The sequence below is a fragment of the Enemella evansiae genome (assembly GCF_002250705.1).
GTDB classification, from domain to species: Bacteria; Actinomycetota; Actinomycetes; order Propionibacteriales; family Propionibacteriaceae; genus Enemella; species Enemella evansiae.
In genome coordinates this window covers 771,720-796,373 of sequence record NZ_NMVP01000001.1, presented here as the reverse complement: position 1 = coordinate 796,373, position 24,654 = coordinate 771,720, and the positions used below count along the sequence as shown (strand labels likewise).

Annotated in this window: 21 protein-coding genes; 17 read left to right on the top strand and 4 right to left on the bottom strand. The window is 68.2% G+C overall.

Annotated elements, in window-relative coordinates; translation table 11 throughout:
- Positions 1–10 precede the first annotated feature (10 nt).
- The 7 genes from ruvB (at position 11) to BI335_RS03795 (ending at position 8,858) form a co-directional block, all read left to right on the top strand.
- Positions 11–1,069: a Holliday junction branch migration DNA helicase RuvB gene (ruvB, locus tag BI335_RS03825; protein WP_094429694.1), complete on the top strand. Its 1,059-nt coding sequence runs from the start codon at positions 11–13 to the stop codon at positions 1,067–1,069.
- A gap of 101 nt (positions 1,070–1,170) precedes the next feature.
- A complete protein-coding gene (gene yajC / locus BI335_RS03820; protein WP_094429693.1) occupies positions 1,171–1,632 on the top strand; it encodes a preprotein translocase subunit YajC in 462 nt (153 codons plus the stop codon).
- Between the two features lie 45 nt (positions 1,633–1,677).
- Positions 1,678–3,402: a protein translocase subunit SecD gene (secD, locus tag BI335_RS03815; RefSeq protein ID WP_411266746.1), complete on the top strand. Its 1,725-nt coding sequence runs from the start codon at positions 1,678–1,680 to the stop codon at positions 3,400–3,402.
- Complete coding sequence (gene secF, locus BI335_RS03810; RefSeq protein ID WP_094429691.1) at positions 3,402–4,739, top strand: protein translocase subunit SecF; 1,338 nt, start codon at positions 3,402–3,404, stop codon at positions 4,737–4,739. The genes secD and secF overlap by 1 nt, the downstream gene beginning before the upstream one ends.
- A gap of 5 nt (positions 4,740–4,744) precedes the next feature.
- Positions 4,745–5,311 carry an adenine phosphoribosyltransferase gene (locus BI335_RS03805; protein WP_094429738.1) on the top strand — a complete coding sequence of 189 codons (567 nt, stop codon included), beginning with the start codon at positions 4,745–4,747 and terminating at the stop codon, positions 5,309–5,311.
- Between the two features lie 10 nt (positions 5,312–5,321).
- Positions 5,322–6,455: a potassium channel family protein gene (locus tag BI335_RS03800; protein ID WP_411266742.1), complete on the top strand. Its 1,134-nt coding sequence runs from the start codon at positions 5,322–5,324 to the stop codon at positions 6,453–6,455.
- A 63-nt stretch (positions 6,456–6,518) separates the two neighbouring features.
- Positions 6,519–8,858 (top strand): RelA/SpoT family protein, encoded by a 2,340-nt coding sequence (locus BI335_RS03795; RefSeq protein WP_094358739.1) that lies wholly within the window; start codon positions 6,519–6,521, stop codon positions 8,856–8,858.
- Positions 8,859–8,880: 22 nt separating this feature from the next.
- Here the strand turns inward: BI335_RS03795 and BI335_RS03790 are convergent, their stop codons facing one another.
- Complete coding sequence (locus BI335_RS03790) at positions 8,881–9,615, bottom strand: helix-turn-helix domain-containing protein (RefSeq protein WP_094429690.1); 735 nt, start codon at positions 9,613–9,615, stop codon at positions 8,881–8,883.
- 347 nt (positions 9,616–9,962) lie between these two features.
- Positions 9,963–11,207 (bottom strand): DUF349 domain-containing protein, encoded by a 1,245-nt coding sequence (locus BI335_RS03785; RefSeq protein WP_094358735.1) that lies wholly within the window; start codon positions 11,205–11,207, stop codon positions 9,963–9,965.
- Positions 11,208–11,309: 102 nt separating this feature from the next.
- Here BI335_RS03785 and BI335_RS03780 point away from each other — a divergent pair, with 102 nt between their 5' ends.
- From BI335_RS03780 to aspS, 4 genes are all read left to right on the top strand, one after another.
- Positions 11,310–12,035, top strand: coding sequence for an MBL fold metallo-hydrolase (locus BI335_RS03780; protein ID WP_094358733.1), 726 nt, complete (start codon positions 11,310–11,312; stop codon positions 12,033–12,035).
- Positions 12,032–13,399, top strand: coding sequence for a histidine--tRNA ligase (hisS, locus tag BI335_RS03775; RefSeq protein WP_094425535.1), 1,368 nt, complete (start codon positions 12,032–12,034; stop codon positions 13,397–13,399). The genes BI335_RS03780 and hisS overlap by 4 nt, the downstream gene beginning before the upstream one ends.
- Positions 13,396–13,980: a hypothetical protein gene (locus tag BI335_RS03770; protein ID WP_094401150.1), complete on the top strand. Its 585-nt coding sequence runs from the start codon at positions 13,396–13,398 to the stop codon at positions 13,978–13,980. Before hisS ends, BI335_RS03770 begins: the two co-directional genes overlap by 4 nt.
- Before the next feature lie 101 nt (positions 13,981–14,081).
- Complete coding sequence (gene aspS / locus BI335_RS03765) at positions 14,082–15,920, top strand: aspartate--tRNA ligase (RefSeq protein WP_094429689.1); 1,839 nt, start codon at positions 14,082–14,084, stop codon at positions 15,918–15,920.
- Here the strand turns inward: aspS and BI335_RS03760 are convergent.
- Both BI335_RS03760 and BI335_RS03755 read right to left on the bottom strand, forming a co-directional pair.
- Complete coding sequence (locus BI335_RS03760) at positions 15,897–17,051, bottom strand: YdcF family protein (protein WP_094429688.1); 1,155 nt, start codon at positions 17,049–17,051, stop codon at positions 15,897–15,899. The genes aspS and BI335_RS03760 overlap by 24 nt on opposite strands.
- A gap of 115 nt (positions 17,052–17,166) precedes the next feature.
- Positions 17,167–17,697, bottom strand: a complete 531-nt coding sequence (locus BI335_RS03755; RefSeq protein ID WP_094429687.1) for a YbhB/YbcL family Raf kinase inhibitor-like protein — start codon at positions 17,695–17,697, stop codon at positions 17,167–17,169.
- A gap of 121 nt (positions 17,698–17,818) precedes the next feature.
- On the opposite strand from BI335_RS03755, the gene BI335_RS03750 reads away from it, so the two are divergent.
- From BI335_RS03750 to nrdF, 6 genes are all read left to right on the top strand, one after another.
- Positions 17,819–18,523 carry a DUF4328 domain-containing protein gene (locus BI335_RS03750; protein WP_094358721.1) on the top strand — a complete coding sequence of 235 codons (705 nt, stop codon included), beginning with the start codon at positions 17,819–17,821 and terminating at the stop codon, positions 18,521–18,523.
- A gap of 39 nt (positions 18,524–18,562) precedes the next feature.
- Entirely contained in the window at positions 18,563–20,041 is a 1,479-nt protein-coding gene (locus tag BI335_RS03745) for a glutamate-cysteine ligase family protein (protein WP_094429686.1), read from the top strand.
- Positions 20,042–20,588: 547 nt separating this feature from the next.
- Positions 20,589–20,822 carry a glutaredoxin-like protein NrdH gene (gene nrdH / locus BI335_RS03740; protein ID WP_094358717.1) on the top strand — a complete coding sequence of 78 codons (234 nt, stop codon included), beginning with the start codon at positions 20,589–20,591 and terminating at the stop codon, positions 20,820–20,822.
- A 21-nt stretch (positions 20,823–20,843) separates the two neighbouring features.
- Complete coding sequence (gene nrdI, locus BI335_RS03735) at positions 20,844–21,299, top strand: class Ib ribonucleoside-diphosphate reductase assembly flavoprotein NrdI (protein WP_094358715.1); 456 nt, start codon at positions 20,844–20,846, stop codon at positions 21,297–21,299.
- 11 nt (positions 21,300–21,310) lie between these two features.
- On the top strand, positions 21,311–23,494 hold the full coding sequence (gene nrdE / locus BI335_RS03730; protein WP_094429685.1) for a class 1b ribonucleoside-diphosphate reductase subunit alpha: 2,184 nt from the start codon (positions 21,311–21,313) through the stop codon (positions 23,492–23,494).
- 110 nt (positions 23,495–23,604) lie between these two features.
- On the top strand, positions 23,605–24,609 hold the full coding sequence (nrdF, locus tag BI335_RS03725) for a class 1b ribonucleoside-diphosphate reductase subunit beta (RefSeq protein ID WP_094425525.1): 1,005 nt from the start codon (positions 23,605–23,607) through the stop codon (positions 24,607–24,609).
- Positions 24,610–24,654 lie beyond the last annotated feature (45 nt).

Genomic DNA, 24,654 nt, shown 5'->3' with positions numbered 1-24,654 from the left:
GCTGCGCCCCGTGACCCAGCCCGACCACGATCCGGCCGACCCCAGCCCCGCCGACCACAGCCCGCTCGACCCGTACGCGTACGCCGACGAGCAGGCCGCCGAGACCGCGCTGCGGCCCGGCAGCCTGGCCGAATTCGGCGGGCAGCCCCGGGTCGCCGACCAGCTCGGCCTGGTCCTCGCCGCGGCCCGGCAGCGCGAGGCGGTGCCCGACCACGTGCTGCTCTCCGGCCCGCCCGGGCTCGGCAAGACCACCCTGGCGATGATCATCGCCGCCGAACTCGGCGCCCCGATCCGGGTCTCCTCCGGCCCGGCCATCCAGCACGCCGGTGACCTGGCCGCGATCCTCTCCGGACTGGTCGAGGGCGAGGTCTTCTTCCTCGACGAGATCCACCGGATGTCCCGGCCGGCCGAGGAGATGCTCTATCTGGCGATGGAGGACTTCCGCGTCGACGTGGTGGTCGGCAAGGGCCCAGGCGCGACGGCGATCCCGCTGGAGATCCCGCGCTTCACCCTGGTCGGCGCCACCACCCGCGCCGGCCTGCTGCCCGGCCCGCTGCGGGACCGGTTCGGCTTCACCGCCCAGCTCGACTACTACCGGGCCGACGCGCTGGAGAAGATCCTGCGCCGCTCCGCCCAGATGCTCGGCGTACGCCTGTCCGCCGACGCCGCCGCCGAGATCGCCGGCCGCTCCCGCGGCACCCCGCGGATCGCGAACCGGCTGCTGCGCCGGGTCCGCGACTACGCCCAGGTCCGCGGTGACGGCCAGGTCGATCTGACCGCCGCACGCGAGGCGCTGGAGCTCTACGAGGTGGACGAACTCGGCCTGGACCGGCTGGACCGCGGTGTGCTGGAGGCGATCTGCAAGCGCTTCGACGGCGGCCCGGTCGGACTGTCCACGCTGGCGATCTCGGTGGGGGAGGAGGCCGAGACCGTCGAGGAGGTGGCCGAACCCTTCCTGGTCCGACAGGGCCTGCTGATGCGCACCCAACGCGGCCGGGTCGCCACCCGCGCCGCCTGGCAGCACCTCGGCCTCGCCCCGCCGGCCGGCCAGGGCGAGTTGTTCAGCTGAGCCGACACCCCGCGTGCGCCGAATCGGGATTTTCACCTTTTCGTGGGTAGACTCCCGCAGTCAGCCCGCACCGGGACATCCACGCGTGAACGCAGGGAGCAATGCAAGGGAACACCCTTACCACCGGGATCCTCGTGGTCGCCATGGTGGCTGTCTTCTACTTCCTCATGATCCGGCCGCAGCGCCGCCGGCAGCAGGAACAGCAGAAGATGCAGAAGCAGATGCAGGCCGGCACCCGAGTGATGCTGTCCTCCGGTCTCTACGCCACCGTGGTCAGCGTCGGCGACAAGCAGGCCGTGGTCGAACTGGCCCCCGGGGTGCAGGTGACCGTGCTCAAGCAGGTCATCATGCAGGTCGTCACCCCCGATTCGCCGTACGCCGAGGAGGGCAGCACGCCCGCCGTCGGCGGCGCGACCAGCGCCGAGCCGGATCCCACGGATTCCGAACCGACCGACTTCAAGCCCTACCGGCCGAAGTCCGATGAGAGCGGTGCCGACGAGCGCGACCTCGGCCCCGACGACAAGCCCGATTCCGACGGCCCCGATTCCAACACCAAGGCATAAGGCAACACTGTGGCAGCACGGCACGGACATCCGGTGCGCACCCTGATCCTGTTGATGGCCGCCCTGGTGGCGCTGGTCGGGATCATGGCGTTCAGCAAGGCCTGGACCCCCAAACTGGGTCTGGACCTGCGCGGCGGCACCACGATCACGCTCACCGCGAGCAACACCACCGGCGGCGGTGCGCCGAGCACCGAGAGCCTCGAACAGGCCCGCACCATCATCCAGCAGCGCGTCGACTCCCTCGGCGTCGGCGAGACCGAGGTGACCACCTCCGGTGACCGGCAGATCGTGGTCACGGTGCCGAACGTGCAGCAGGACGAGCTGGTACGCCTGGTCGGCCAGACCGCGGTGCTCAGCTTCCGCGCCGTGTACGCCACCGAGCAGGTCGCCCCCGAGGCGCCGCCCGAGCCCGCCGGGACGCCGGCGCCGGAGGCCACTCCGGGCGCTGAGTCCAGCCCCGGTGCCGCCCCCTCGGCCGAGGCCGGTCAGCCCACCCAGGCCGGTCAGCCGACCGAGGCGGGTCAGCCGACCGAGGCCGCCCCGCCGGCCCCGGCGGCGACCACGCCGGCCGGTCAGAACCGGCCCGCCCCGCAGCTGCCGACCGCCCCGCCGAAGCCCAAGCCGACCGCGCCGGGCCAGGGCACCCCGCCCGACAAGGCGATGGAGTGGCAGCCGACGCAGGCCGAGATGATGGAGTACCAGAACTTCAAGTGCTCCGATCGGGTGATCGATGTCTCCGACCAGCCGCTGATCACCTGCGACCGCACCGGCACCCAGAAATTCCTCCTCGGCCCGACGCTGATCCCCGGCAGCGACGTCACCGACGCCCAGGCCGGCGTACCCCAGAACCAGATCCAGTGGGTCGTCAACCTCACGTTCAACCAGGCCGGCGGCGCGGTGTTCAACGATGCGACCGGTGCGCTGGCGGCGAAGCAGCCGCCGGAGAACCAGTTCGCGATCGTGCTGGACGGCAAGACCATCTCCGCGCCGAGCGTCGACCAGGCCATCCCCGGCGGCCAGGCGCAGATCTCCGGTTCGTTCACCCAGCAGACCGCCACCGAGCTGGCCAATGTGCTGAAGTTCGGTGCGCTGCCGCTGGCCTTCGAGGTCTCCGAGGTCAGCAACGTCTCCGCCACCCTCGGTGGCGAGCAGCTGCGCGCCGGCATCATCGCCGGCATCATCGGCCTGGCGCTGGTCGTCGGGTACGCGATCCTCTACTACCGCGGCCTGTTCATCGTCGTGGTCGCCTCGCTGGCCATCGCGGCCGCGTTCACCTACGCGATGATGGTGCTGCTCGGCGCCTCGGTCGGTTTCGCGCTGAACCTGCCCGGTATCGCCGGCGCCATCGTGGCGATCGGCGTGACAGCGGACTCGTTCATCATCTTCTTCGAACGAATACGAGACGAGGTACGCGAGGGCAGATCGCTGCGCTCGGCGGTGGAGACCGGTTGGCAGAAGTCCCGCTCCACCATCCTGATCGCCGACGCGGTCTCGCTGCTCTCGGCGCTGGTGCTGTTCATCCTCGCCATCGGCGGCATCAAGGGCTTCGCGTTCACCCTCGGCCTGACCACCCTGATCGACATCGCGGTGGTGTTCTGGTTCACCAAGCCGATGATGACCCTGCTGGTGCGGACCAAGTTCTTCGGCCAGGGCAAGCGTTGGTCCGGGCTGGACGCCGAGCACCTGGGCGTACGCTCGGTGGGTGGGCGTACCGGTCGTCGCCGGACCAGCACCGCCACCGCCACCGCGACCGCCGGTAAGGAGTCCTGATGGCGACCAAGAAGAAGAACGGGCTGGCCCACCGGCTCTACACCGGCCAGGTGTCCTACGACTTCGTCGGCACCCGCAAGCGCTGGTACACGGTCTCGGCGGTGCTGATCGGGATCGCGCTGCTCGCCCTGCTGGTCCGCGGGCTGAACCTGGGCATCGAGTTCTCCGGCGGCGCCGACTTCCAGGCGCCGACCCGGGTCACCTCGACCACGGTCGATGAGGTCCGGACCGCGGTCCGCAACACCAACCTGCCCGAGATGGACAGCCTGAGCGTCACCACCATCGGCGACAACACGGTCCGGGTGCAGACCCGCACCCTGGATGCGCAGACCGAGGTGCCGCAGGTCCGCGAGGCGATCGCGAGTGAGCTCAACATCAATCCCGACCAGGTGGCGTACAGCCTGATCGGTGCGTCCTGGGGCAAACAGATCACCCAGCAGGGCCTGATCGCGCTGGCGGTCTTCCTCGCCCTGGTGATGATCATGATCTGGATCTATTTCCGGGACCTGAAGATGTCCATCGCCGCGATCGTGGCGTTGATCCACGACCTGCTGGTGACCGTCGGCATCTATGCCCTGGTGGGCTTCACGTTCACCCCGGCCACCCTGATCGGTCTGCTCACCATCCTCGGCTATTCGCTCTATGACACCGTGGTCGTCTTCGACAAGGTGCGGGAGAACGTCAAGGATCTGCGCAAGACGAAGCGGACCTACTCGGTGGCCGCCAACGACGCGGTCAACCAGGTGCTGGTGCGCTCGATCAACACCACCGTGATCGCGGTGCTGCCGATCGCCGCGCTGCTGGTCGCCGGCGCGTTCATCCTCGGCACCGGCCCGCTGAAGGACCTCGGTCTGGCGCTGTTCGTCGGCATGCTCGCCGGTGCGTACTCCTCGATCTTCATCGCCACCCCGCTGCTGGTGGGGATGAAGGAGCGCGAGTCCGGGATGAAGGAGCACCGCGAGCGGATCGCCCGCCGCGAGGGTCGGCGCCGCGGCAAGGATCGCGAGCCCAGCAACAGCGAGCTGGCCGCGGCCGAGGCCGAGGTCAATGCGATGCAGGACCCGGACTCGCCGGCCGATCTGCGGGGTTCCCGCGACGACGAGTGGGACACCTACGACGGCGACGAGGACGGTTCGCGGTCCGAGGGTGAGCTGGCCGGGCCGTTGTCGCGGACCCGGATCACCACGGTACGCACCAGCGGTGCGTCGCGGTCCGGTTCGGGGTCCGGTTCCGGCTCGGGTGATGGGGACCGGGGGCGGACCCGCGAGGTCGGCGACTCCGGGTCGGCCCGCCGACCGCAGCCGCGCAACACGAGTCGCAGCCAGCGGAAGAAGTGAACCCCGTGGCCGGTGCCGAGACGCGAACCCAGCGGCAGCTGATCGCCGAGCGGATCCGCGACGTACCCGACTTCCCGAAACCGGGAGTGGTGTTCAAGGACATCACGCCGCTGCTCGCCGATGCGACGGCCTTCGCCGCCTCGGTGGATGAACTGGTCGCGATCTCCCCGGACGGTATCGATATCGTTGTGGGAATGGAGGCTCGCGGCTTCATCTTCGGCGCCCCGGTGGCGCTCGCGCTCGGTGCCGGTTTCGTACCGGTCCGCAAGCCCGGCAAGCTGCCCGGGCCGACGGTCCAGGAGACCTTCGCGCTGGAATACGGCTCGGAGACCCTCGCCGTGCACGCCGACGCGATCCTGCCCGGCGCGCGGGTGCTGGTGATCGACGATGTGCTCGCCACCGGCGGCACGATCGCGGCCACCGCGGCCCTGGTGAACCGGCTCGGCGCCGAGCTCGTGCACGTCTCGGTGCTGCTGGAGCTGTCCTTCCTCGAGGGCCGGCAGCGGCTCGCCGAGGCCGGTATCGACGCCGTCTCCGCGGTCATCGCGAACCCGCCCGTGGACGCCGTGTGAGGTTCCTGCCGTGACCAGCCTGATCCCCGATCCCGCGGGCCGCCGGGAACGCCGGGCCATCTTCGTCTCGATGCCGAATCGGGGCACCTCGGCCAGCCGCGAACTGCTGGTCCGCTCACTGATCGGCGTCGGCCTGCTGGTGCTGATCACCCTGATCGTCTACGTCGACCGCAACGCGTACGCCGACAACGTGAACGAGGACGGCATCAGCCTGCTCGACGCGCTCTACTACGCGACGGTCACCGTGACCACCACCGGTTACGGCGACATCACCCCCGTAGCACCGCATGCGCGACTGATCAACGCTCTGGTGATCACCCCGCTGCGCATCATCTTCCTGGTGCTGCTGGTCGGTACCACCCTCGAGGTGCTCGCCACCGAGGGCCGGCGCGCGATGATCGACAACCACTGGAGGAAACGGATGCGCAACCACATCGTGATCATCGGCTACGGCACCAAGGGCCGCAGTGCGGTCACGACCCTGGCGCGTTACGAGCGGGACCTGTCCAAGCTGGTCGTCATCGACGACCGGTCCTCGGCGATCGCCGACGCCAACCTGGACGGGGTGGCCGCGATCGAGGGCGACGCCACCCGCCGCGAGATCCTGCGTCGGGCGGAGATCACCAAGGCCCGCGAGATCATCATCACCCTCGACCGCGACGACTCCGCGATCCTGGTGACGCTGACGGTGCGCCAGCTCAATCCGAGCGCCCATGTGGTGGTCGCGGTCCGCGAGCACGAGAACGTGTCCCTGCTGCGCCAGTCCGGCGCCGACTCGGTGGTCACCTCCTCCGATGCGGTCGGCCGGCTGCTCGGCCTGTCCGCGGTCAGCCCGAACATCGGCACCGCGATCGACGATCTGCTGAGCAGCGGTGAGGGCCTGGAGGTCGCCGAGCGGCAGGTCGACTCCGACGAGGTCGGGCTGAAGCCGGGGGACATCACCCACGAGCGGGTGATCGCGGTGGTCCGGAACAAGAGCATGCGCCGCTTCTACGACAGCACAGTGGAGCAGTTGCAGGCCGGTGACGAGCTGGTGGTGGTACGCCGCTGCGGTGCGGATGCGAAGACCAATCCGCCCCGGGAACGGGAGCGGCCGCAGCGTCGGGAGCGTTACGACCGGGGCGGTGCCCTCGACGATGACTGAGGCACCGGGCCGGTGACGACCGATCCCGACTAAACTGGGTGGTCAGTCATTGAGGAGGCATAGATGAGCGAGGCACCGAGGCTCAGCCCGGCAACGCCCGCGCCCGCGCCTGCCTCCGAATCGGCCGGAGCCACTCCCGCACCGCCGCCGAACCGGCTCGGCAGCGGGCCGGAGCAGCCGCGGATGTCGATGCGGCACCGGCTCGCCCGCCTCGGCGCCAGGCAGCCGCAGAGCGCGGTGCTGGATCCGCTGTTCAAGGTGATCCGGGCCAACCACCCCAAGGCCGACACCGCGGTCGTCGAACGGGCGTACCGGACGGCCGAGCACTATCACCGCGGCCAGCTGCGCAAGAGTGGCGATCCCTACATCACCCATCCGCTGGCGGTGGCCACCATCCTGGCCGAGCTGGGGATGACCGAGGCGACGCTCTGCGCGGCGCTGCTGCACGACACCGTCGAGGACACCTCCTACACCATCGAGCAGCTCACCGCCGACTTCGGCACCGAGGTCGCGGTGATGGTGGACGGGGTCACCAAGCTCGACAAGATCGCCTACGGTGACTCCGCGCAGGCCGAGACCATCCGCAAGATGGTGATCGCGATGGCCAAGGACATCCGGGTCGTGGTGATCAAGCTCGCCGACCGGCTGCACAACATGCGTACGCTGCACTTCCTGCGCCCGGACAAGCAGACCCGGATCGCCCGCGACACCCTCGACATCTTCGCCCCGCTGGCGCACCGGCTCGGCATGAACGCGGTGAAGTGGGAGCTTGAGGACCTGTCGTTCTCGATCCTGCAGCCCAAGATCTATGACGAGATCGTCCAGCTGGTCGCCGAGCGGGCACCGCAGCGTGAGGCCTTCCTGCGCAAGGTGACCGAGCAGGTGAACGCCGACCTGAAGGCGGCCCGGATCCGCGCCACGGTCACCGGCCGACCGAAGCACTACTACTCGATCTATCAGAAGATGGTGGTCCGCGGCCGCGACTTCTCCGACATCTACGACCTGGTCGGGCTGCGGATCCTGGTCGACACCGACAAGGACTGCTATGCCGCCCTCGGCGTGATGCATGTGCGCTGGAATCCGCTGCCCGGGCGGTTCAAGGACTACATCGCGATCCCGAAGTTCAACATGTACCAGTCGCTGCACACCACGGTGCTGGGCCCGGACGGCAAGCCGGTGGAGTTGCAGATCCGCACCAACGAGATGCACCGCCGCGCCGAATACGGTGTCGCCGCGCACTGGAAGTACAAGGAGACCGCCCGCGCCGGTGGGGCCGGTGACGACACCGACCTGAACTGGGTCCGCTCGCTCAACGACTGGCAGAAGGAGACCACCGATCCCGAGGAGTTCCTCGAGTCGCTGCGTTACGAGATCAACTCCGGTGAGGTCTACGTCTACACCCCCAAGGGGGATGTGATCACCCTGCCGACCGGTGCGACGCCGGTCGACTTCGCCTACGCCATCCACACCGAGGTGGGGCAGCGCTGTATCGGCGCTCGGGTCAACGGCCGCCTGGTGCCGCTGGAATCGGAGCTGAACAACGGCGACGTGGTCGATGTGATGACCTCCAAGGCCGAGGGTGCGGGCCCGAGCCGCGACTGGCTGTCGTTCGTGAAGAGCCAGAAGGCGCGCAACAAGATCAAGCACTACTTCACCCGGGAGCGCCGGGAGGAGTCGATCGAACAGGGCCGCGAGGCGCTCGCCAAGCAGCTGCGCAAGGCGGGGTTGCCGATGCAGCGCTTCCTCACCGTCGAGCACCTCACCGCGGTGGCCGACCATTTCAAGCTCGCCGACGTGTCCGGGCTCTATGCCGCGATCGGTGAGGGGCATGTGTCCGCCCAGGCGGTGGTGCACCGGCTGATCTCGATCGAGGGCGGCCAGGAGTCCGCGGCCGACGAGGCGGCGGAGGACCAGCCGCTGGCCGGCCGGCGGCGGCGTACCGTCTCGACCGTCAGCGGGCCCGGTGTCGCGGTCGCCGGTGACACCGACATGTGGGTCAAGCTGGCCAAGTGCTGTACGCCGGTGCCGGGCGACGACATCCTGGGCTTCATCACCCGCGGCAACGGGGTGTCGGTGCACCGCCGGGACTGCACGAATGCCGCGGCGCTGCTGGCCAGCCCCGAGCGGCTGGTCGATGTGTCCTGGGCACCGACGGCGGAGAGCTCGTTCCTGGTCGCGATCCAGGTCGAGGGTCTGGACCGGCAGGGGATGCTCTCCGAGGTGACCCGCACGGTGTCGGACCACCATGTCAACATCATCTCCGCGACCGTGAACACCACCCGCAGCCGGGTCTTCAAGGCGCGGCTCACCTTCGAGACGCCCGACCCGACCCATCTCGACGCGCTGGTCCAGGCGGTCCGCCGGGTGCCCGGCGTCTTCGACGTGTTCCGGGTCAAGCAGTAGGGCGATTCCGCCGGTTGGGCGGTCAGGCCGCCGGCACACACTGGCACGGACATTCCGGTGCACACACCCGGGCCTCCTCGCACTCGACCGCGCAGAGACACGGTTCCGAAGGCTCGGTGCGGATCAACTTCAGCAGCTCCGCGGATCGACGGGACCGTCGCTCCTTGGCTGCGGCCTGCCGAAGCCATACGCGCATCTCCAGTTCCTCCGCGCTCGGATGCGGCAACACGACCCCGTCCGCTGCGCGATTCGCATCCCGGCGCTCGCGCCGCGCGGCCCCCGCCACCGGCTGTGTGAGATCGGGCCGCCACGGCATCGCGTCCGGGTCATGGACATCGACGTCGAGATGCGCGGGGAACAACCGCCGGGCGGCGTCTCGTGCCAGGTCGGCTCCGGCCATCGGCCGCACGGTCGCACCGTTGGCATCCTCGATGACGATCCGCCAGCCCGCCAGCTCGCACACGGCGTCCCATTGCTCGATCGACATGCTGCGCTCACCGGTCTCCCATCTGGCGACCACCGACTGGGGGACGTTGAGATGGGCCGCCAGGTCGCGCTGACTCAGATCGAACGTTCGTCGCAACCGGCGCAGGTGCCCGCCGAGGTCGAAAGGAGCGACCACGGCGTGATAGCGCTCGGCCCGCAACGGCCGTGGAGCTGTTTGCGCGGCCGGCTCACCGCCCACTGCACCCTCCTCGGCCGACACGCCCCCGATCGGTTCGTCGGCCGCGGTGTCCGCGGCATCGCTGTCGGTCATGCCCCACCATGGTTCTTTTCCCGCGAATCGAGCACGCCGCTCCCGGTTGTCCACAGGCTCCCGCTGCCCCTCCTGGCCTGTGGATAAAACCAATGCACCTTTGATGCCCAAGAGGTATCAAAGATTCGCCTGATCCCACTCGGGCATCAAGGAAATGTTTGATCCGCTGTCGGCATCAAGCGGCGCCGTGATGCCTCCATGGCATCAAGAAAATCTTTGATGCTTTCGTGGCATCAGAGAAATGTTTGATACCTCCTGGGCATCAAACCCGCACCGGTTTGAGGGTGGGTCTGGACAGGATGTGCCGGAGCAAAGGCACCGCGCCGGGGTGCGGCGTGCGGGGACGGTCAGCCGCTGAAGTCTTCGACCGCCTTCTCGGCCTGTTCGAGCCAGGTGCGGTAGGTCTCGGCGGCGTCGCGGTGTTCCTTGGCCTTGCGGGCGTCGCCGCGGGTCTCGGCCTTGGCGGCCTTGTCCTCGAGCTGGTCGATCTGGGCCTGCAGCTTGATCGCGGTGTCGCTGGCGCGCTGGCGGGCCTCGGGGTTGGTCCGCCGCCACTGCTCGTCCTCGGCTTCGCGGATCGCCGACTCGAGCGCTCGGACCCGGTTGTCGAGAGGGCGGATGGCATCGCGCGGGACCTTGCCGATCTCGGCGTACTTCTCCAGGAAATCCCGGTACGCCGCCTTCGACGCGGCCAGGTCCTTGACCGGGACGACGGTCTGTTCCGCCTCCACCAGCAGCGCCTCCTTCGCCTCCTGGTTGCCGCGGAACTCGGCGTCCTGCTCGCTCATCGCGGCACTGCGGGCGGCGAAGAACTGGTCCTGGATGCCGCGGAACCGCTGCCACAGCTGCTCATCGACATCCCGGGGTGCGGAACCGGCGGCCTTCCAGCGCTGCATCAGCTCCCGGAACGCGCCCGCGGTCGGGCCCCACTCGGTGGAAGAGGCCAGCGGCTCGGCCTCGGCGATGATCTGTTCCTTGACCGCCCGCGCCTCCTCGCGCTTGCTGGCCTGCTGGGCGAACTGCTGCTTACGGCGCCGGGTGTACTGGGTGCGGGCACTGGAGAAGCGGTGCCACAGCTCGTCATCGGTCCGCCGGTCGATGCGGGGGAGCGCCTTCCACTCATCGAGCAGCGCGCGGAACCGGTTCACCCCGCCGCGCCAGTCGTTGCCGGCGGCGAGCTTCTCGGCCTCGGCGACCATCTTCTCCTTGGTGGCCTTCGTCTGCTCGTTCTGCTGGGCCTTCTCGACCTTGCGGGCGGCGGCCTGCTCACCGATCAGCCCGGTCAGCCCCTCCAGCTTGGCGTCCAGGGCGGCGAGGTCGCCGACCGCATTGGCCTGCGGAATCGATTCGTGCAGCGTGGCGACCGCCTTGCGGGCGTCGTCGGGCGACATCGTGCCCGCCCGCACCCGGGAGGCCAGCAGGTCGACCTCCACCTCGAGACTCTGGAACCGGCGTACATAGAACGCCAGCGCCTCGTCGCCGGAGACGTCGGGCACCTGCCCCACGGCCCGCTCCCCGTCGGAGGTGCGGACATAGACGGTGCCGTCATCATCGACCCGGCCGAAGGAGGCGGGACCTGCTGCTTCACTCATGCGCCATAGTTTGCCTCATCACACCCCACCCCGACACGGGTACGCGCCCCGCGGCACATTCCTCTCGGCCCCGGTGCCGGCCGACCACTAGACTCACCCCTCGTGTTGATCGCATCCTTCCCGGCCGGGCCGTTCCAGACGAACTGCTATGTCGTGGCCGCCGAGGAGGGGGGAGAGTGCATCGTCATCGACCCCGGCATGGGTGCGGCCGAGCGCGCGCTGGAGGTCGTCGCCGCGCAGCGACTGAGCCCGGTCGCGGTGATCGCCACCCACGGCCACATCGACCACGTCGCCTCGGTGGCCGAACTGTGCGCCGCATGGGATGTCCCGGCATACATCCATCCCGCCGACCGCGACATGCTCGCCCAGCGCTTCGACCGGATCGGCATCCCCGGTGCGGCCGAGATGCTGCGTCAGCTGATGGGTACCGACGCGCTGACCGCGCCCCAGCGCGTGCACGACCTGGTCGACGGCACCGTGCTGGAGCTCGCCGGTCTGCCGCTCACCCTCACCCATGCGCCCGGGCACACCCCGGGCTCCACGCTGCTGACGACCCCGTACGCCGAGGCCGGACCGCAGGTCGACCGGATCGTGTTCTCCGGTGATGTGCTGTTCGCCGGCTCCATCGGCCGGACCGATCTGCCCGGTGGATCCCATCCGACGATGCTGGACACCCTGCGGACCCGCGTCCTGCCGCTCAGCGACACCGCCGCCGTGCTGCCCGGGCACGGCGCGCAGACCACCATGGCCCGCGAACGGGCCACCAACCCCTATCTGCAGCCGGCGATGCTGGCCGCGGACGCCGGAACGCCCGAGGAGACAGCGTGAGCCGACCCAAGCCGATCTCCGGCTATCCCGAGTTCCTGCCCGCTGGGCGGATCGTCGAGCAGCAGGTGCTCGACGTGCTGCGGGAGACCTTCGAACTGCACGGTTTCGGTTCGATCGAGACCCGGGCCGTCGAGCCGATGGACGTGCTGGCCCGCAAGGGTGAGATCACCAAGGAGATCTTCACCGTGCGCCGGTTGCACGCCGACGACGACGCCCCCGGCCCGGCCGGTGACCAGCTCGGCCTGCACTTCGACCTCACCGTGCCGTTCGCGCGCTATGTCCTCGAACACGGCGGCCACCTCAGTTTTCCGTTCCGCCGCTACCAGATGCAGAAGGTGTGGCGCGGTGAACGGCCGCAGGAGGGCCGCTACCGCGAGTTCCTGCAGGCCGACATCGACATCGTCGGGGCCGAGAACCTGGCCGCGCACCACGACGTGGAGATCCCGCTCGTCGCGCTCGAGGCCTTCGAGCGACTGCACACCGAACTCGGCCTGCCGCCGGTGGTGATGCACGTCAACAACCGCAAACTGCTGCAGGGTTTCTACGAGGGACTCGGCATCGAGGACACCGCCGGTGCGCTGCAGCGGGTCGACAAGTTCGACAAGATCGGGGGGCCGGCCGTCGCCGACCTGCTCACCGGTGAACTCGGCCTCAGCGACGAGGTGGCCGCGAAGTGTGTGGCGATCGCCGGCATCTGCACCGGAGACACTTCCTTCGTCGACCAGGTGCGCGCCCTCGGCGTCGAGAATCCCTTGCTGGATGAGGGTCTGGGGGAGTTGGCGGAGTTGGTCCGGGTCGCCGGTGCGGCGGTACCGGGCCGACTGGTCGCCGATCTGAAGATCGCCCGCGGCCTGGACTACTACACCGGCACCGTCTACGAGACCGAACTGGTCGGCCACGAGAAGATGGGCTCGGTGGCCTCCGGTGGGCGTTACGACTCGCTGGCCAGCGACGGCAAGGTCACCTATCCCGGCGTCGGATTCTCCTTCGGCGTCACCAGAATCCTGGCCCCGCTGCTGAACCGCGGTGAACTGACCGCGACCCGCAGCGTACCCACCTGCGTGCTGGTCGCCGTCGACTCCGAGGACACCCGCGCCGCCGCGATCGCCACCGCCGGGAAGCTGCGCGCCCGCGGCATCCCCACCGAGGTGGCGCCGAAGGCGGACCGGTTCGGCAAACAGATCAAGTACGCCGACCGCCGCGGCATCCCCTTCGTCTGGTTCGGCGGCCAGACCGGTGACGGCGCCGACGGCCCGCAATCCGCGCAGGTGAAGGACATCCGCTCCGGTGAGCAGGTGGACGCCGATGCCGACAGCTGGCAGCCACCGGCCGCCGACCTGCACCCGCGGGTGGGCACCGCATGAGCACCGCGACCGGTGAGATCACCGCCGACGGATCGCTGGTACTGCGCTACCAGACCGACCCGCGCCGCGAGTTCGCCGCCCGGATGCGGCACCAGGTCAACCCGCTGACCGGTGTGGTCTGCGGGCTCATCTTCTGCGCCTGCCTGTTCCTGGTCGCGGTCCAGCTGCTGTTCTCGGTCCGTCCGAGTGTGATCGCGCTGGTGGTGATGCTGCTCTGCGTGGTGGTGTACGCCATCGCGCTGGTCCGGGCCCGGGCAGCGACCAGCAGGGTGCAGCGGCGCAAGGTGGTGCTGGACGACCGCGGGCTGGCCGTCGCGGGGGAGCAGGGCCCGCCGGTCTCCTACGCCTGGCCGCGCTTCACCCGCTGGCAGGAGAACGACACCGATTTCATGGTGATCTCCCGGATCCCGCGGCAGCCGGCGATGACGATCGTGCTGCCGCTCACCGAGACCGCCTTCGATGACGAGCTGCGGGATCTGCTGCACGCCCACATCGACCCCGACGACGACCCGATCGATGAGGCCTTCATCGAGATGGACTGGGATGAGGAACCCGACAAGCGCAACCCCGACGCCGGCTGAGCGCAAACGGTTCGCACCGGCGTACACCCTCAACTAGGCTGGAGGGCGTTGTTCGGGCCCGCACCGTCGATGCGGGATCCACCAGAAAGGAATATCGTCACGTGATTCGTAACCATCTTGCCGGTACCCTCCGCGCCTCCGACATCGGTGAGACCGTCACCCTCGCCGGGTGGGTCGCCAAACGCCGCGATCACGGCGGCGTCGCCTTCATCGACCTCCGTGACGCTTCGGGTGTCTGCCAGGTCGTCGTCCGCGACGAATACCTCGAATCGGCCGGCATCCACGATCTCCGCAACGAGTTCTGCGTCAAGGTGGTCGGCGTCGTCGAGGCGCGCAGCCCCGAGAACGTGAACCCGAACCTGCCGACCGGTGAGGTCGAGATCGTGATCCGCGAGCTGGAGGTGCTGAACCCCTCCGCGCCGCTGCCGTTCCAGCTGGACGAGCGGATCACCGTCGGCGAGGAGGCCCGGCTCAAGTACCGCTACCTGGACCTGCGCCGCAAGGCCTCCGGCGATGTCATCCGACTGCGCTCCAAGGTCAACGCCGCCGCCCGGAAAGTCCTTGGGGACAGGGATTTCATCGAGATCGAGACCCCGACGCTGACCCGCTCCACCCCCGAGGGGGCACGCGACTTCCTGGTCCCGGCGCGGCTCTCGCCCGGATCCTGGTATGCCCTGCCGCAGTCCCCGCAGCTGTTCAAGCAGCTGCTGATGGTCGGTGGCATGGAGCGCTACTACCAGATCGCCCGCTGCTACCGCGACGAGGACTTCCGCGCCGACCGGCAGCCCGAGTTCACCCAGCTCGACATCGAGATGAGCTTCGTCGACCAGGACGACATCATTGAACTCGGTGAGGCACTGGTCACCGAGATCTGGCGGTTGCGTGGTGTCGAGCTGACCCCGCCGTTCCCGCGGATCACCTACGCCGAGGCGATGAACGACTACGGCTCGGACAAGCCCGATCTGCGCTTCGGCAACAAGATCGTCGAGGTCACCGACTTCTTCGCCGACACCCCGTTCCGGGTCTTCCAGGCCGACTATGTCGGCGCGGTGGTGATGCCCGGTGGCGCCTCCCAGCCACGGCGTACCTTCGACGCCTGGCAGGAATGGGCCCGCCAGCGCGGCGCCAAGGGTCTGGCCTATGTGACGGTGGCCGAGGACGGTACGCTCGGCGGCCCGGTCGCCAAGAACATCTCCGAGGCCGAGCGCGCGGGCCTGGCCGAGCGGGTCGGTGCGAACCCCGGTGACTGCATCTTCTTCGGTGCCGGCAAGCGCAAGTCCTCCCAGGAGCTGCTCGGCGCCGCCCGGCTGGAGATCGCCAAGCGCACCGGGATGATCGACGAGGAGGCCTGGAGCTTCCTCTGGGTGGTCGACGCGCCGCTGTTCGAACCGGCCTCCGATGCGGTCGCCGCCGGTGACGTCGCGGTCGGCTCCGGTGCCTGGACCGCGGTGCACCATGCGTTCACCTCGCCCAAGCCGGAGTGGATGGACAGCTTCGACACCGACCCGGGCAACGCCTTGGCCTACGCCTATGACCTGGTCTGCAACGGCAACGAGATCGGTGGCGGGTCGATCCGTATCCATCGCCGCGACGTGCAGGAGCGGGTGTTCAAGGTGATGGGGCTGAGCCAGGAGGAGGCGCAGGAGAAGTTCGGTTTCCTGCTCGACGCCTTCGCCTACGGCGCCCCGCCGCACGGCGGGATCGCCTTCGGCTGGGACCGGATCGTGTCCCTGCTCGCCGACACCGACTCGATCCGCGACACCATCGCGTTCCCGAAGTCCGGCGGCGGATACGACCCGCTCACCCAGGCACCGGCCCCGATCACCGCGCAGCAGCGCAAGGAGGCCGGGGTGGACGCCAAGCCGGAGAAGAAGGACGCCGAGAAGAAGGACGCGGACAAGGACGCGGCGAAGTCCTCAGCGCAGGACGGCGACCAGTAGCGGCAACGGGACGGCGATCAGCAACAGCAGCACCAGGTGCTTGATCCGCCGCTCGTTGACCACTGCGACGAACTCCCGCAGCACCGCGCTCGGCCAGTAGTAGCGCGCCGTCCGGCAACCCACCGCCTGGGCGGGCAGGCCGAGCCGGCGGGCGTACATCGCGGCGCGCATGGCGTGGAAGTCGCTGGTCACGATCAGCATCGTCGCCCGCAGCGGCGGTGCGAACCAGGGCAGCGGCGGCCGCGGCGGTGCGGGCAGCACGGCCGTGGCCGGCGTCGCCGAACCGGTGTCCGCATCGACCGGATCGCCGGCGCGGGTGACGGCGGCCGCGGAGCTGCCGGCCAGCTCGCCGACCCGTTCACCGAGGATCAGCTGCCGGGTGAAGGTGAGGTTCTCGAAGGTGTTGCGGGACTGGTCCTCACGCAGCACGTGATCGGCCGGAACCCCTTGTCCAATGGCGTATTCGGCCATCGCCTGCGCCTCCGGGACGTGCTCGTCGTCGCCCTTGCCGCCCGACATCACCAGTCTGGTGTCCCGGCCCCGGGCGCGCAGCTCCCGATAGCGGGCAATGCCCTCATCGACCCGGCCGGCGAGCAGCGGGCCGACGGTACGCCCATCGCGCAGCCCGGCGCCCAGCACGACCACGTAGTCGGCCGGCACCCGGCGCGCGATCCGGGCGTACACCCAGGAATAGCCGAGATAGAACGCGAATTCGCCGCCGAGATAGCCGAAACCGAGCACCGCGGCGAGCGCGAACGGGGTCAGCACCGATTCGGGCCGCAGCAGGATCTGCAGGCTGAGCACCATCGCGACCGCGATCCCGATCCCGGCCAGCAGCGACAGCAGGTTGGCCAGTGACCGCCGTTCGCGGCGCAGCATGGTGAGCCCGTTGGCGATCAGGAACGCCACCAGCACCAGCGCACCCAGCGGGGCCAGGAAAAGCACCATCAACACGATCCCGGCCAGCAGAGCACCGGCCACCGGGATCATCAGGGCGAGCAGCGGCAGCACCAGCAGCACGCACAGGCCGAGCAGGTAGGCATTGCCGAGCCAGCGCGGGTCGCGGCGGATGGCGGAGACCGTCAGCGCGACGACGACGGCCACCGGGAGGATGACGAACAGGGCGATCACAGTTCCATGATCGTGGGGCGGGGGCGATCACACCATCCGGGGGTCCGCTGACCTCGCCCGGGTCCGGGCCGCGGGCGCCTCCGACCCGGGGTGGAGGCGCCCTGCGACCGGAGGCTCAGCGACCGAAGACCGGTACCAGCCAGGCGCGGCCGATCACATGCTCCAGCGCCATGAAGTTGAGCTTGGCCGGGGTGTCACCGGGCTCGACGCCGTCGACGGTGTCCACATCGAGTGCCTGCACCACGAAGTAGTAGCGGTGGCTGCCGTGCCCGGGCGGGGGAGCGGCGCCGAGGAAGCCCTCCATCGAGGCATCATTCGGCAGGGTCACCGCACCCGACGGCAGCCCCTCGCCGGAACCGGCGCCGGTCGGGACCGAGGTGGTGTCGGCCGGCAGGTTGTAGACCGCCCAGTGCCAGAACCCCGACATCGTCGGGGCATCCGGGTCGTAGCAGGTGAGCAGGAAGCTTTTCGTCTCCTCCGGGAAACCCGACCAGGACAGCTGGGGCGAGCGATCGAGGCCGCCCTCGACACCGAACGCCCCGGAGAGCTGGGCGGCCGGCAGTTGCTCACCCTCGGTGACGTCGGTGCTGGTCAGCTCGAAGCGCGGTACCTCGGGCAGTCCGGCGAAGGGATCGTTCTGGCTCATCGCAAACACCTTCCATTGGCGGATCTCGACCTTGCGTCTAGACCGAGGGTAACGGTTCGGCTTCTTCGCTTGTCGGGGTACGCCGGCTGCCCCAGACTCCGAGCTGAACGAGGGAGAGCCGATGTCCAGCTACACCAACCAGCCGCACCCCGGTGGCTATGGGGCCCCGCAGCAGAACCCCTATGCGCAGGCGACGCTGCGGCCGCTGCGCCCCCTGATCGGCCTCGCCCGCGCCGGTGCGTGGACGATGATGGCGGGGCAACTGCTGGACACCGGGTGGACCGTTGCCTACTGGCAGTCGACCATGCAGGCCGACCTGGAAACCCTGACCCTGCTGGACATCTGGGCGATCCCGGTCCTTGTGCTGGTGCTCGTCGGGACCGTGCTGGCGCTGGTCGGGGGGTGTCGCTGGTTGGCGCAGGCCCGCCGGAACGCGGAACTGCTGCCGCCGTTCCAGCCGCAGCGCCTCTCCTCGGCATGGGTCTGGTGGTCCTGGATCGTGCCGATCGTCTCCTGGTGGTGGCCGCGCCGGGTGGTGTTGGACGTCTGGGCCGACCCGGCGCCGGCGACCCCGGCCCGCCGCCTGGTGAATCGCTGGTGGGGCTTCTGGGTGGCGGGCACGATCGTCGGGATCCTCACCTCCCGACAGGACGTCGCCGACCCGAGCATGGCCGGGCGGGCCGTGCTGTTCACGATCATCACCAGCGCCTGCCTCGGGGTCGCCCTGCACGCCTGGTTGCAGATCCTGGACCGGATCACCCGCGATCAGGACCAGGTCATCGGCGCACCCCCGCCCGCAGCCACCGGCTGGCCTTCGGCTGGTTAGGCTGTCGGGACCGGAGCCGGTGCCGACGACGGAGGCAGGATGGGCAAGGACGTCGATCAGACCCAGTACAGCCGCGAGCAGCGACAGCAGTTCCGGCGGAAGGTGAAGCGCGGCCTGGACGCCTTCGAACAGATGCTGGTCGACCGGCACTTCGAGGCGGAGCGACCGCTGACCGGGCTGGAGATCGAGCTCAATCTCGTCGACGACGACGCCCGCCCCAACTTCCACAACGCCGAGGTGCTGGCCGAGATCGCCGACCCGGACTACCAGACCGAACTCGCCCGCTTCAACATCGAGCTGAACGTCGATCCGCGGCCGCTGCCGGGGGATTCGGCGATGGAGCTGGAGACGGCGCTGCGGGACTCACTGAACGAGGCCGACCGTCGGGCCGCCGGGGTCGGCTCGCGGATCGTGATGGTCGGGATCCTGCCCACGTTGAAGATCAGCGACTACGGGCCGGACTGGATCAGCGAGAACATCCGCTACACCGCACTGAACGACTCGATCTTCTCCGCCCGCGGTGAAGACATCCAGCTCGACATCGAGGGCCCGGCGGGGGAGCAGCTGCTCGCCACCGCCGACTCGATCGCCCCGGAATCGGCCTGCACCTCGGTGCAGCTGCACCTGCAGGTCTCCCCGGCAGACTTCGCCTCGCACTGGAACGCCGCCCAGGCGATCAGCGCACCGCAGGTCGCGCTGGCGGCGAATTCGCCCTTCTTCGAAGGGAAACGGCTCTGGGCCGAGACCCGGATCGAACTGTTCCGGCAGGCCACCGACACCCGCCCGATCGAGTTCACCAACCAGGGCGTACGCCCGCGCGTCTTCTTCGGCGAACGCTGGGTGACCTCGATCTTCGACCTGTTCGAGGAGAACGTCCGCTGGTTCCCCGCGCTGCTCGCCGAGGTCGACGGCGAGGATCCGCTCCAGGTGCTGGAGGCCGGTGGTACACCGCAGCTGTCGGAACTGAATCTGCACAACGGCACCATCTACCGCTGGAACCGGCCGATCTACGCGGTGGTCGGCGACCAGCCGCATCTACGGGTCGAGAACCGGGTGCTGCCCGCCGGCCCGACGATCATGGACACCATGGCCAATGCGGCGTTCTACTACGGCGCGGTGCATTCGCTGGTGAACTCCGATCGACCGGTCTGGTCGCGGCTCAGCTTCGCCGCCGCCGAGGACAACTTCCTGGCCTGCGCCCGGGAGGGGCTGGAGGCCGAAGTCTACTGGCCCTCCTACGGCGAACTCGGCGTCGATGAGCTGGTGCTGCGCCACCTGCTGCCGCTGGCCCACCAGGGGCTGCAGGACTGGGGCGTCTCGCAGGCGGTGATCGACCGCTATCTGGGGGTCATCGAGGCGCGCTGCAAGACCGGTGTCAACGGCGCGGTCTGGCAGACCCGGACCGTCGCCGCCCTCGAGGAGCAGGGGATGGACCGCGAACAGGCCCTGGCCGAGATGACCCGCCGCTACATCGAGCACATGCACACCAACGAACCGGTGCACACCTGGGCGTTTTGATGTCGGCTCGCGCGCAGCGCGCTGGCATCCCCGCTCTTCGGCCCAGTCGTCGAAATCCCGCGCGGAGAGTTGGCGTTCGGGTGGGTATGCGACGCGGGATTTCTCCTTGGTGGGCCTGCATCGCGGGGGCGCGCTGCTGGACGCTCGCCTCCCGTTGAGGTCGGCTCGCGCGCAGCGCGCTGGCATCCCCGCTCATCGAGTAGCCGACCATGCGTAGCGAAGCGGAGCAATGGTCGGCGTGTCGAGATGCAGCGGAACCGTCGAGGCCGGGTCATCTCGACACGGAGACCCCGGCTCCGCAAGCTCCGCCGAGTCTCCTACTCGATGACCGTGGGGAGGCTCCAGCGTGGGGATTTCGCGACACGCCCGAGGTTGCTCGATGGGGGTCTTTGTGGGCCGCTGGACGGCCCCGGGAGGGGCTGCCCAGAAGAATCACAAAGGTTGAACTACACGCTTGTAACCACCCACTGGTTGTGTGTAGTGTCTTCTCTAGCCACTAGATCTGGTGGTCAGCCCCAGGAACCCGCACCGGAGAGGACCCGCCCGCATGAGCGTCACCGTCTACACCAAGCCGTCCTGCGTGCAGTGCAAGGCGACCTACCGCGCACTGGACAAGGAAGGCGTCGAGTACGACGTCATCGACATCAGCACCGATGAGGTCGCGCGCGACTACGTGATGGCTCTCGGGCACCTGCAGGCCCCGGTCGTGGTCACCGACAACGATCACTGGTCCGGCTTCCGCCCGGACCGGATCAAGCAGCTCGTCACCAGCGCCGCCTGACCGGCGTACCGGGACCGCCGCATGCTGCCCGGTGAGCCGCACATCGTCTATTTCTCCAGCGCCTCGGGGAACACCCACCGGTTCATCGAGAAGCTGGGCCTGGCGGCCTCCCGGATCCCGGTCCATGACCGCCTCGACCGGCTCCGGGTGCATCGCCCCTACGTGCTGATCTGCCCGACCTACGGCGGCGGGCGGGAAGCGATGGAGGGCCGCCCGGCGGGTTACGTGCCCAAACAGGTGATCCGCTTCCTCAACGATCCCGACAACCGCAGTCTGATCCGCGGTGTGATCGCCGCCGGCAACACCAACTTCGGCCCGGAATACGGCCGGGCCGGCGACGTCATCGCCGCCAAATGCCAGGTGCCCTACCTGTTCCGCTTCGAGCTGATGGGTACGCCCTGGGAGGTCGCCCGCGTACGCAGCGGACTGGCCGAATTCTGGAACAACACAGTCGATCCGGCGGATCTCGCCGGCTAGCAGGAGAGACCATGTCGCCCACGGCAACCGCAGTCCAGGGACAGAGCACCCACCGCGCCCCCGGCGCCGACGAGTCGATGTCCAGCCAGCTCGACTACCACTCGCTGAACGCGATGCTGAACCTCTACGACGCCGAGGGACACATCCAGTTCGACAAGGACCGCGAGGCGGCCCACCAGTACTTCCTCCAGCACGTCAACCAGAACACCGTCTTCTTCCACAACCTGGATGAGAAGCTGGACTACCTGGTCGAGAACAACTACTACGAGCCCGAGGTGCTGGACAAGTATTCGCGGGCCTTCGTCAAGGACCTCTTCGACCACGCGTACGCGAAGAAGTTCCGCTTCCCGACCTTCCTCGGCGCGTTCAAGTACTACACCTCCTACACGCTGAAGACGTTCGACGGAAAGCGTTACCTGGAACGATTCGAGGACCGCGTCTGCATGGTTTCGCTGGCCCTTGCCGACGGTGACACCGAGCTCGCGGTGCAGCTGGTCGACGAGATCGTCGGGGGCCGCTTCCAGCCGGCCACCCCGACCTTCCTGAACGCCGGCAAGAAGCAGCGCGGCGAGCCGGTGTCCTGCTTCCTGCTGCGCATCGAGGACAACATGGAGTCGATCGGCCGCTCGATCAACTCCGCCCTGCAGCTGTCCAAGCGCGGCGGCGGCGTGGCGCTGCTGATGAGCAACATCCGCGAGCACGGCGCCCCGATCAAGAAGATCGAGAACCAAAGCTCGGGCGTCATCCCGATCATGAAGCTGCTCGAGGATTCCTTCAGCTACGCCAATCAGCTCGGCGCGCGCCAGGGTGCCGGTGCGGTCTACCTGCACGCCCACCACCCCGACATCTACCGCTTCCTGGACACCAAGCGGGAGAACGCCGATGAGAAGATCCGGATCAAGACCCTGTCACTGGGTGTGGTGATCCCCGACATCACCTTCGAGCTGGCCAAGCGCAACGACGACATGTATCTCTTCTCGCCCTACGACGTGGAGCGGGTCTACGGCGTACCCTTCGCCGACGTCAACGTCACCGAGAAGTACCACGAGATGGTCGAGGACGGCCGGATCCGCAAGTCCAAGATCAAGGCGCGCGAGTTCTTCCAGACCCTGGCCGAGCTGCAGTTCGAGTCCGGTTACCCCTACATCATGTTCGAGGACACGGTGAACCGGGCGAACCCGATCGCCGGCAAGATCACCCACTCGAACCTGTGCTCGGAGATCCTGCAGGTCTCCACCCCCTCGGAGTTCAACCCCGATCTCAGCTATTCCCATCTGGGCAAGGACATCTCCTGCAACCTGGGTTCGCTGAACATCGCCAAGGCGATGGATTCGCCCGATCTGGGGCGTACCGTCGAGATCGCGATCCGCGGGTTGACCGCGGTGTCGGACCAGACCTCGATGGTGTCGGTGCCCTCGATCGAGAAGGGCAACGACGAGTCGCACGCGATCGGCCTGGGCCAGATGAACCTGCACGGTTACCTGGCCCGGGAGCGGATCCACTACGGCTCCGAAGAAGGTGTGGACTTCACCAACATCTACTTCTACACGGTGCTGTTCCACTGCATCGCCGCCTCCAACAAGCTCGCCCAGGAGCGGGGGCGTACCTTCGTCGGCTTCGAGAACTCCAAGTACGCCAGCGGTGAGTTCTTCGACACCTACACCGAGAAGGAGTGGGCGCCGACCACCGACCGGGTCCGCCAGCTGTTCGCCGATGCCGGCGTACACATCCCCACCCAGGACGACTGGCGGGAACTGAAGCAGCGGGTGCAGGAGCACGGCATCTACAACCAGAACCTGCAGGCCGTGCCGCCGACCGGGTCGATCAGCTACATCAACCACTCGACCAGCTCGATCCACCCGATCGTGTCCAAGGTCGAGATCCGCAAGGAGGGCAAGATCGGCCGGGTCTACTACCCGGCGCCCTACATGGACAACGACAACCTGGAGTATTTCCAGGACGCGTACGAGATCGGTTACGAGAAGATCATCGACACGTACGCCGCGGCGACCCAGCACGTGGACCAGGGCCTGAGCCTGACCCTGTTCTTCAAGGACACCGCCACCACCCGCGATGTGAACCGGGCGCAGATCTACGCCTGGAAGAAGGGCATCAAGACCCTTTACTACATCCGCTTGCGGCAGATGGCCCTGGAGGGCACCGAGGTCGAGGGCTGCGTCTCCTGCATGCTCTGACCCCACGATGGCTGAGCGAGCCCTACCCACGATGGCTGAGCGAGCGAGGAACGAGCGAGTCGAAGCCACCCCTGCGAAACGAACGAACCAAGTTGTGAAGTGAGAGCGCGATGACCACCACCGAAACGCACAGCCCCGCGGACGAGGCGCCGATCAAGCTGGTCAGCCGGGTGTCGGCGATCAACTGGAACCGGGTACCCGACGAGAAGGACGCCGAGGTCTGGGACCGGCTGGTCGGGAACTTCTGGATCCCGGAGAAGGTTCCGGTGTCCAACGACATCCCGTCCTGGCACACCCTGACCGAGCACGAGCAGCAGCTCACCATGCGCGTCTTCACCGGCCTCACCCTGCTGGACACCATCCAGGGCACGGTCGGCGCGGTGAGCCTGATCCCGGATGCGGTCACCCCCCACGAGGAGGCGGTGCTGACCAACATCGCGTTCATGGAATCGGTGCACGCGAAGAGCTACAGCTCGATCTTCTCCACCCTCTGCTCGACCAAGCAGATCGACGAGGCGTTCCGCTGGTCGGAGGAGAACGAGCACCTGCAGCGCAAGGCCCGGATCGTCATGGATTACTACCGTGGCGACGATCCGTTGAAGCGGAAGGTCGCCTCGACGCTGCTCGAGTCGTTCCTGTTCTACTCCGGTTTCTACCTGCCGATGTACTGGTCCTCGCACGCCAAGCTGACCAACACCGCCGATGTGATCCGGCTGATCATCCGCGACGAGGCCGTGCACGGTTACTACATCGGCTACAAGTACCAGCGCGGTCTGCAGCAGGCCAGCCCGGAGCGGCAGCAGGAACTGAAGGACTACACCTTCGAGCTGCTGTTCGAGCTGTACGACAACGAGACCGACTACACCGAGGCGCTCTACGACGAGGTCGGGTTGAGCGAGGACGTGAAGAAGTTCCTGCGCTACAACGCGAACAAGGCGCTGATGAACCTGGGATACGAGGCGCTCTTCCCGGCCGACGAGACCAACGTCAACCCGGCGATCCTCTCCGCGCTGTCCCCGAACGCCGATGAGAACCACGACTTCTTCTCCGGCTCCGGCTCCTCCTACGTGATCGGCAAGGCCGTGAACACCGAGGACGAGGACTGGGACTTCTGACGTTCATCGAGTAGCTGGCTCGGCGTAGCGAAGCGGAGTCGAGGC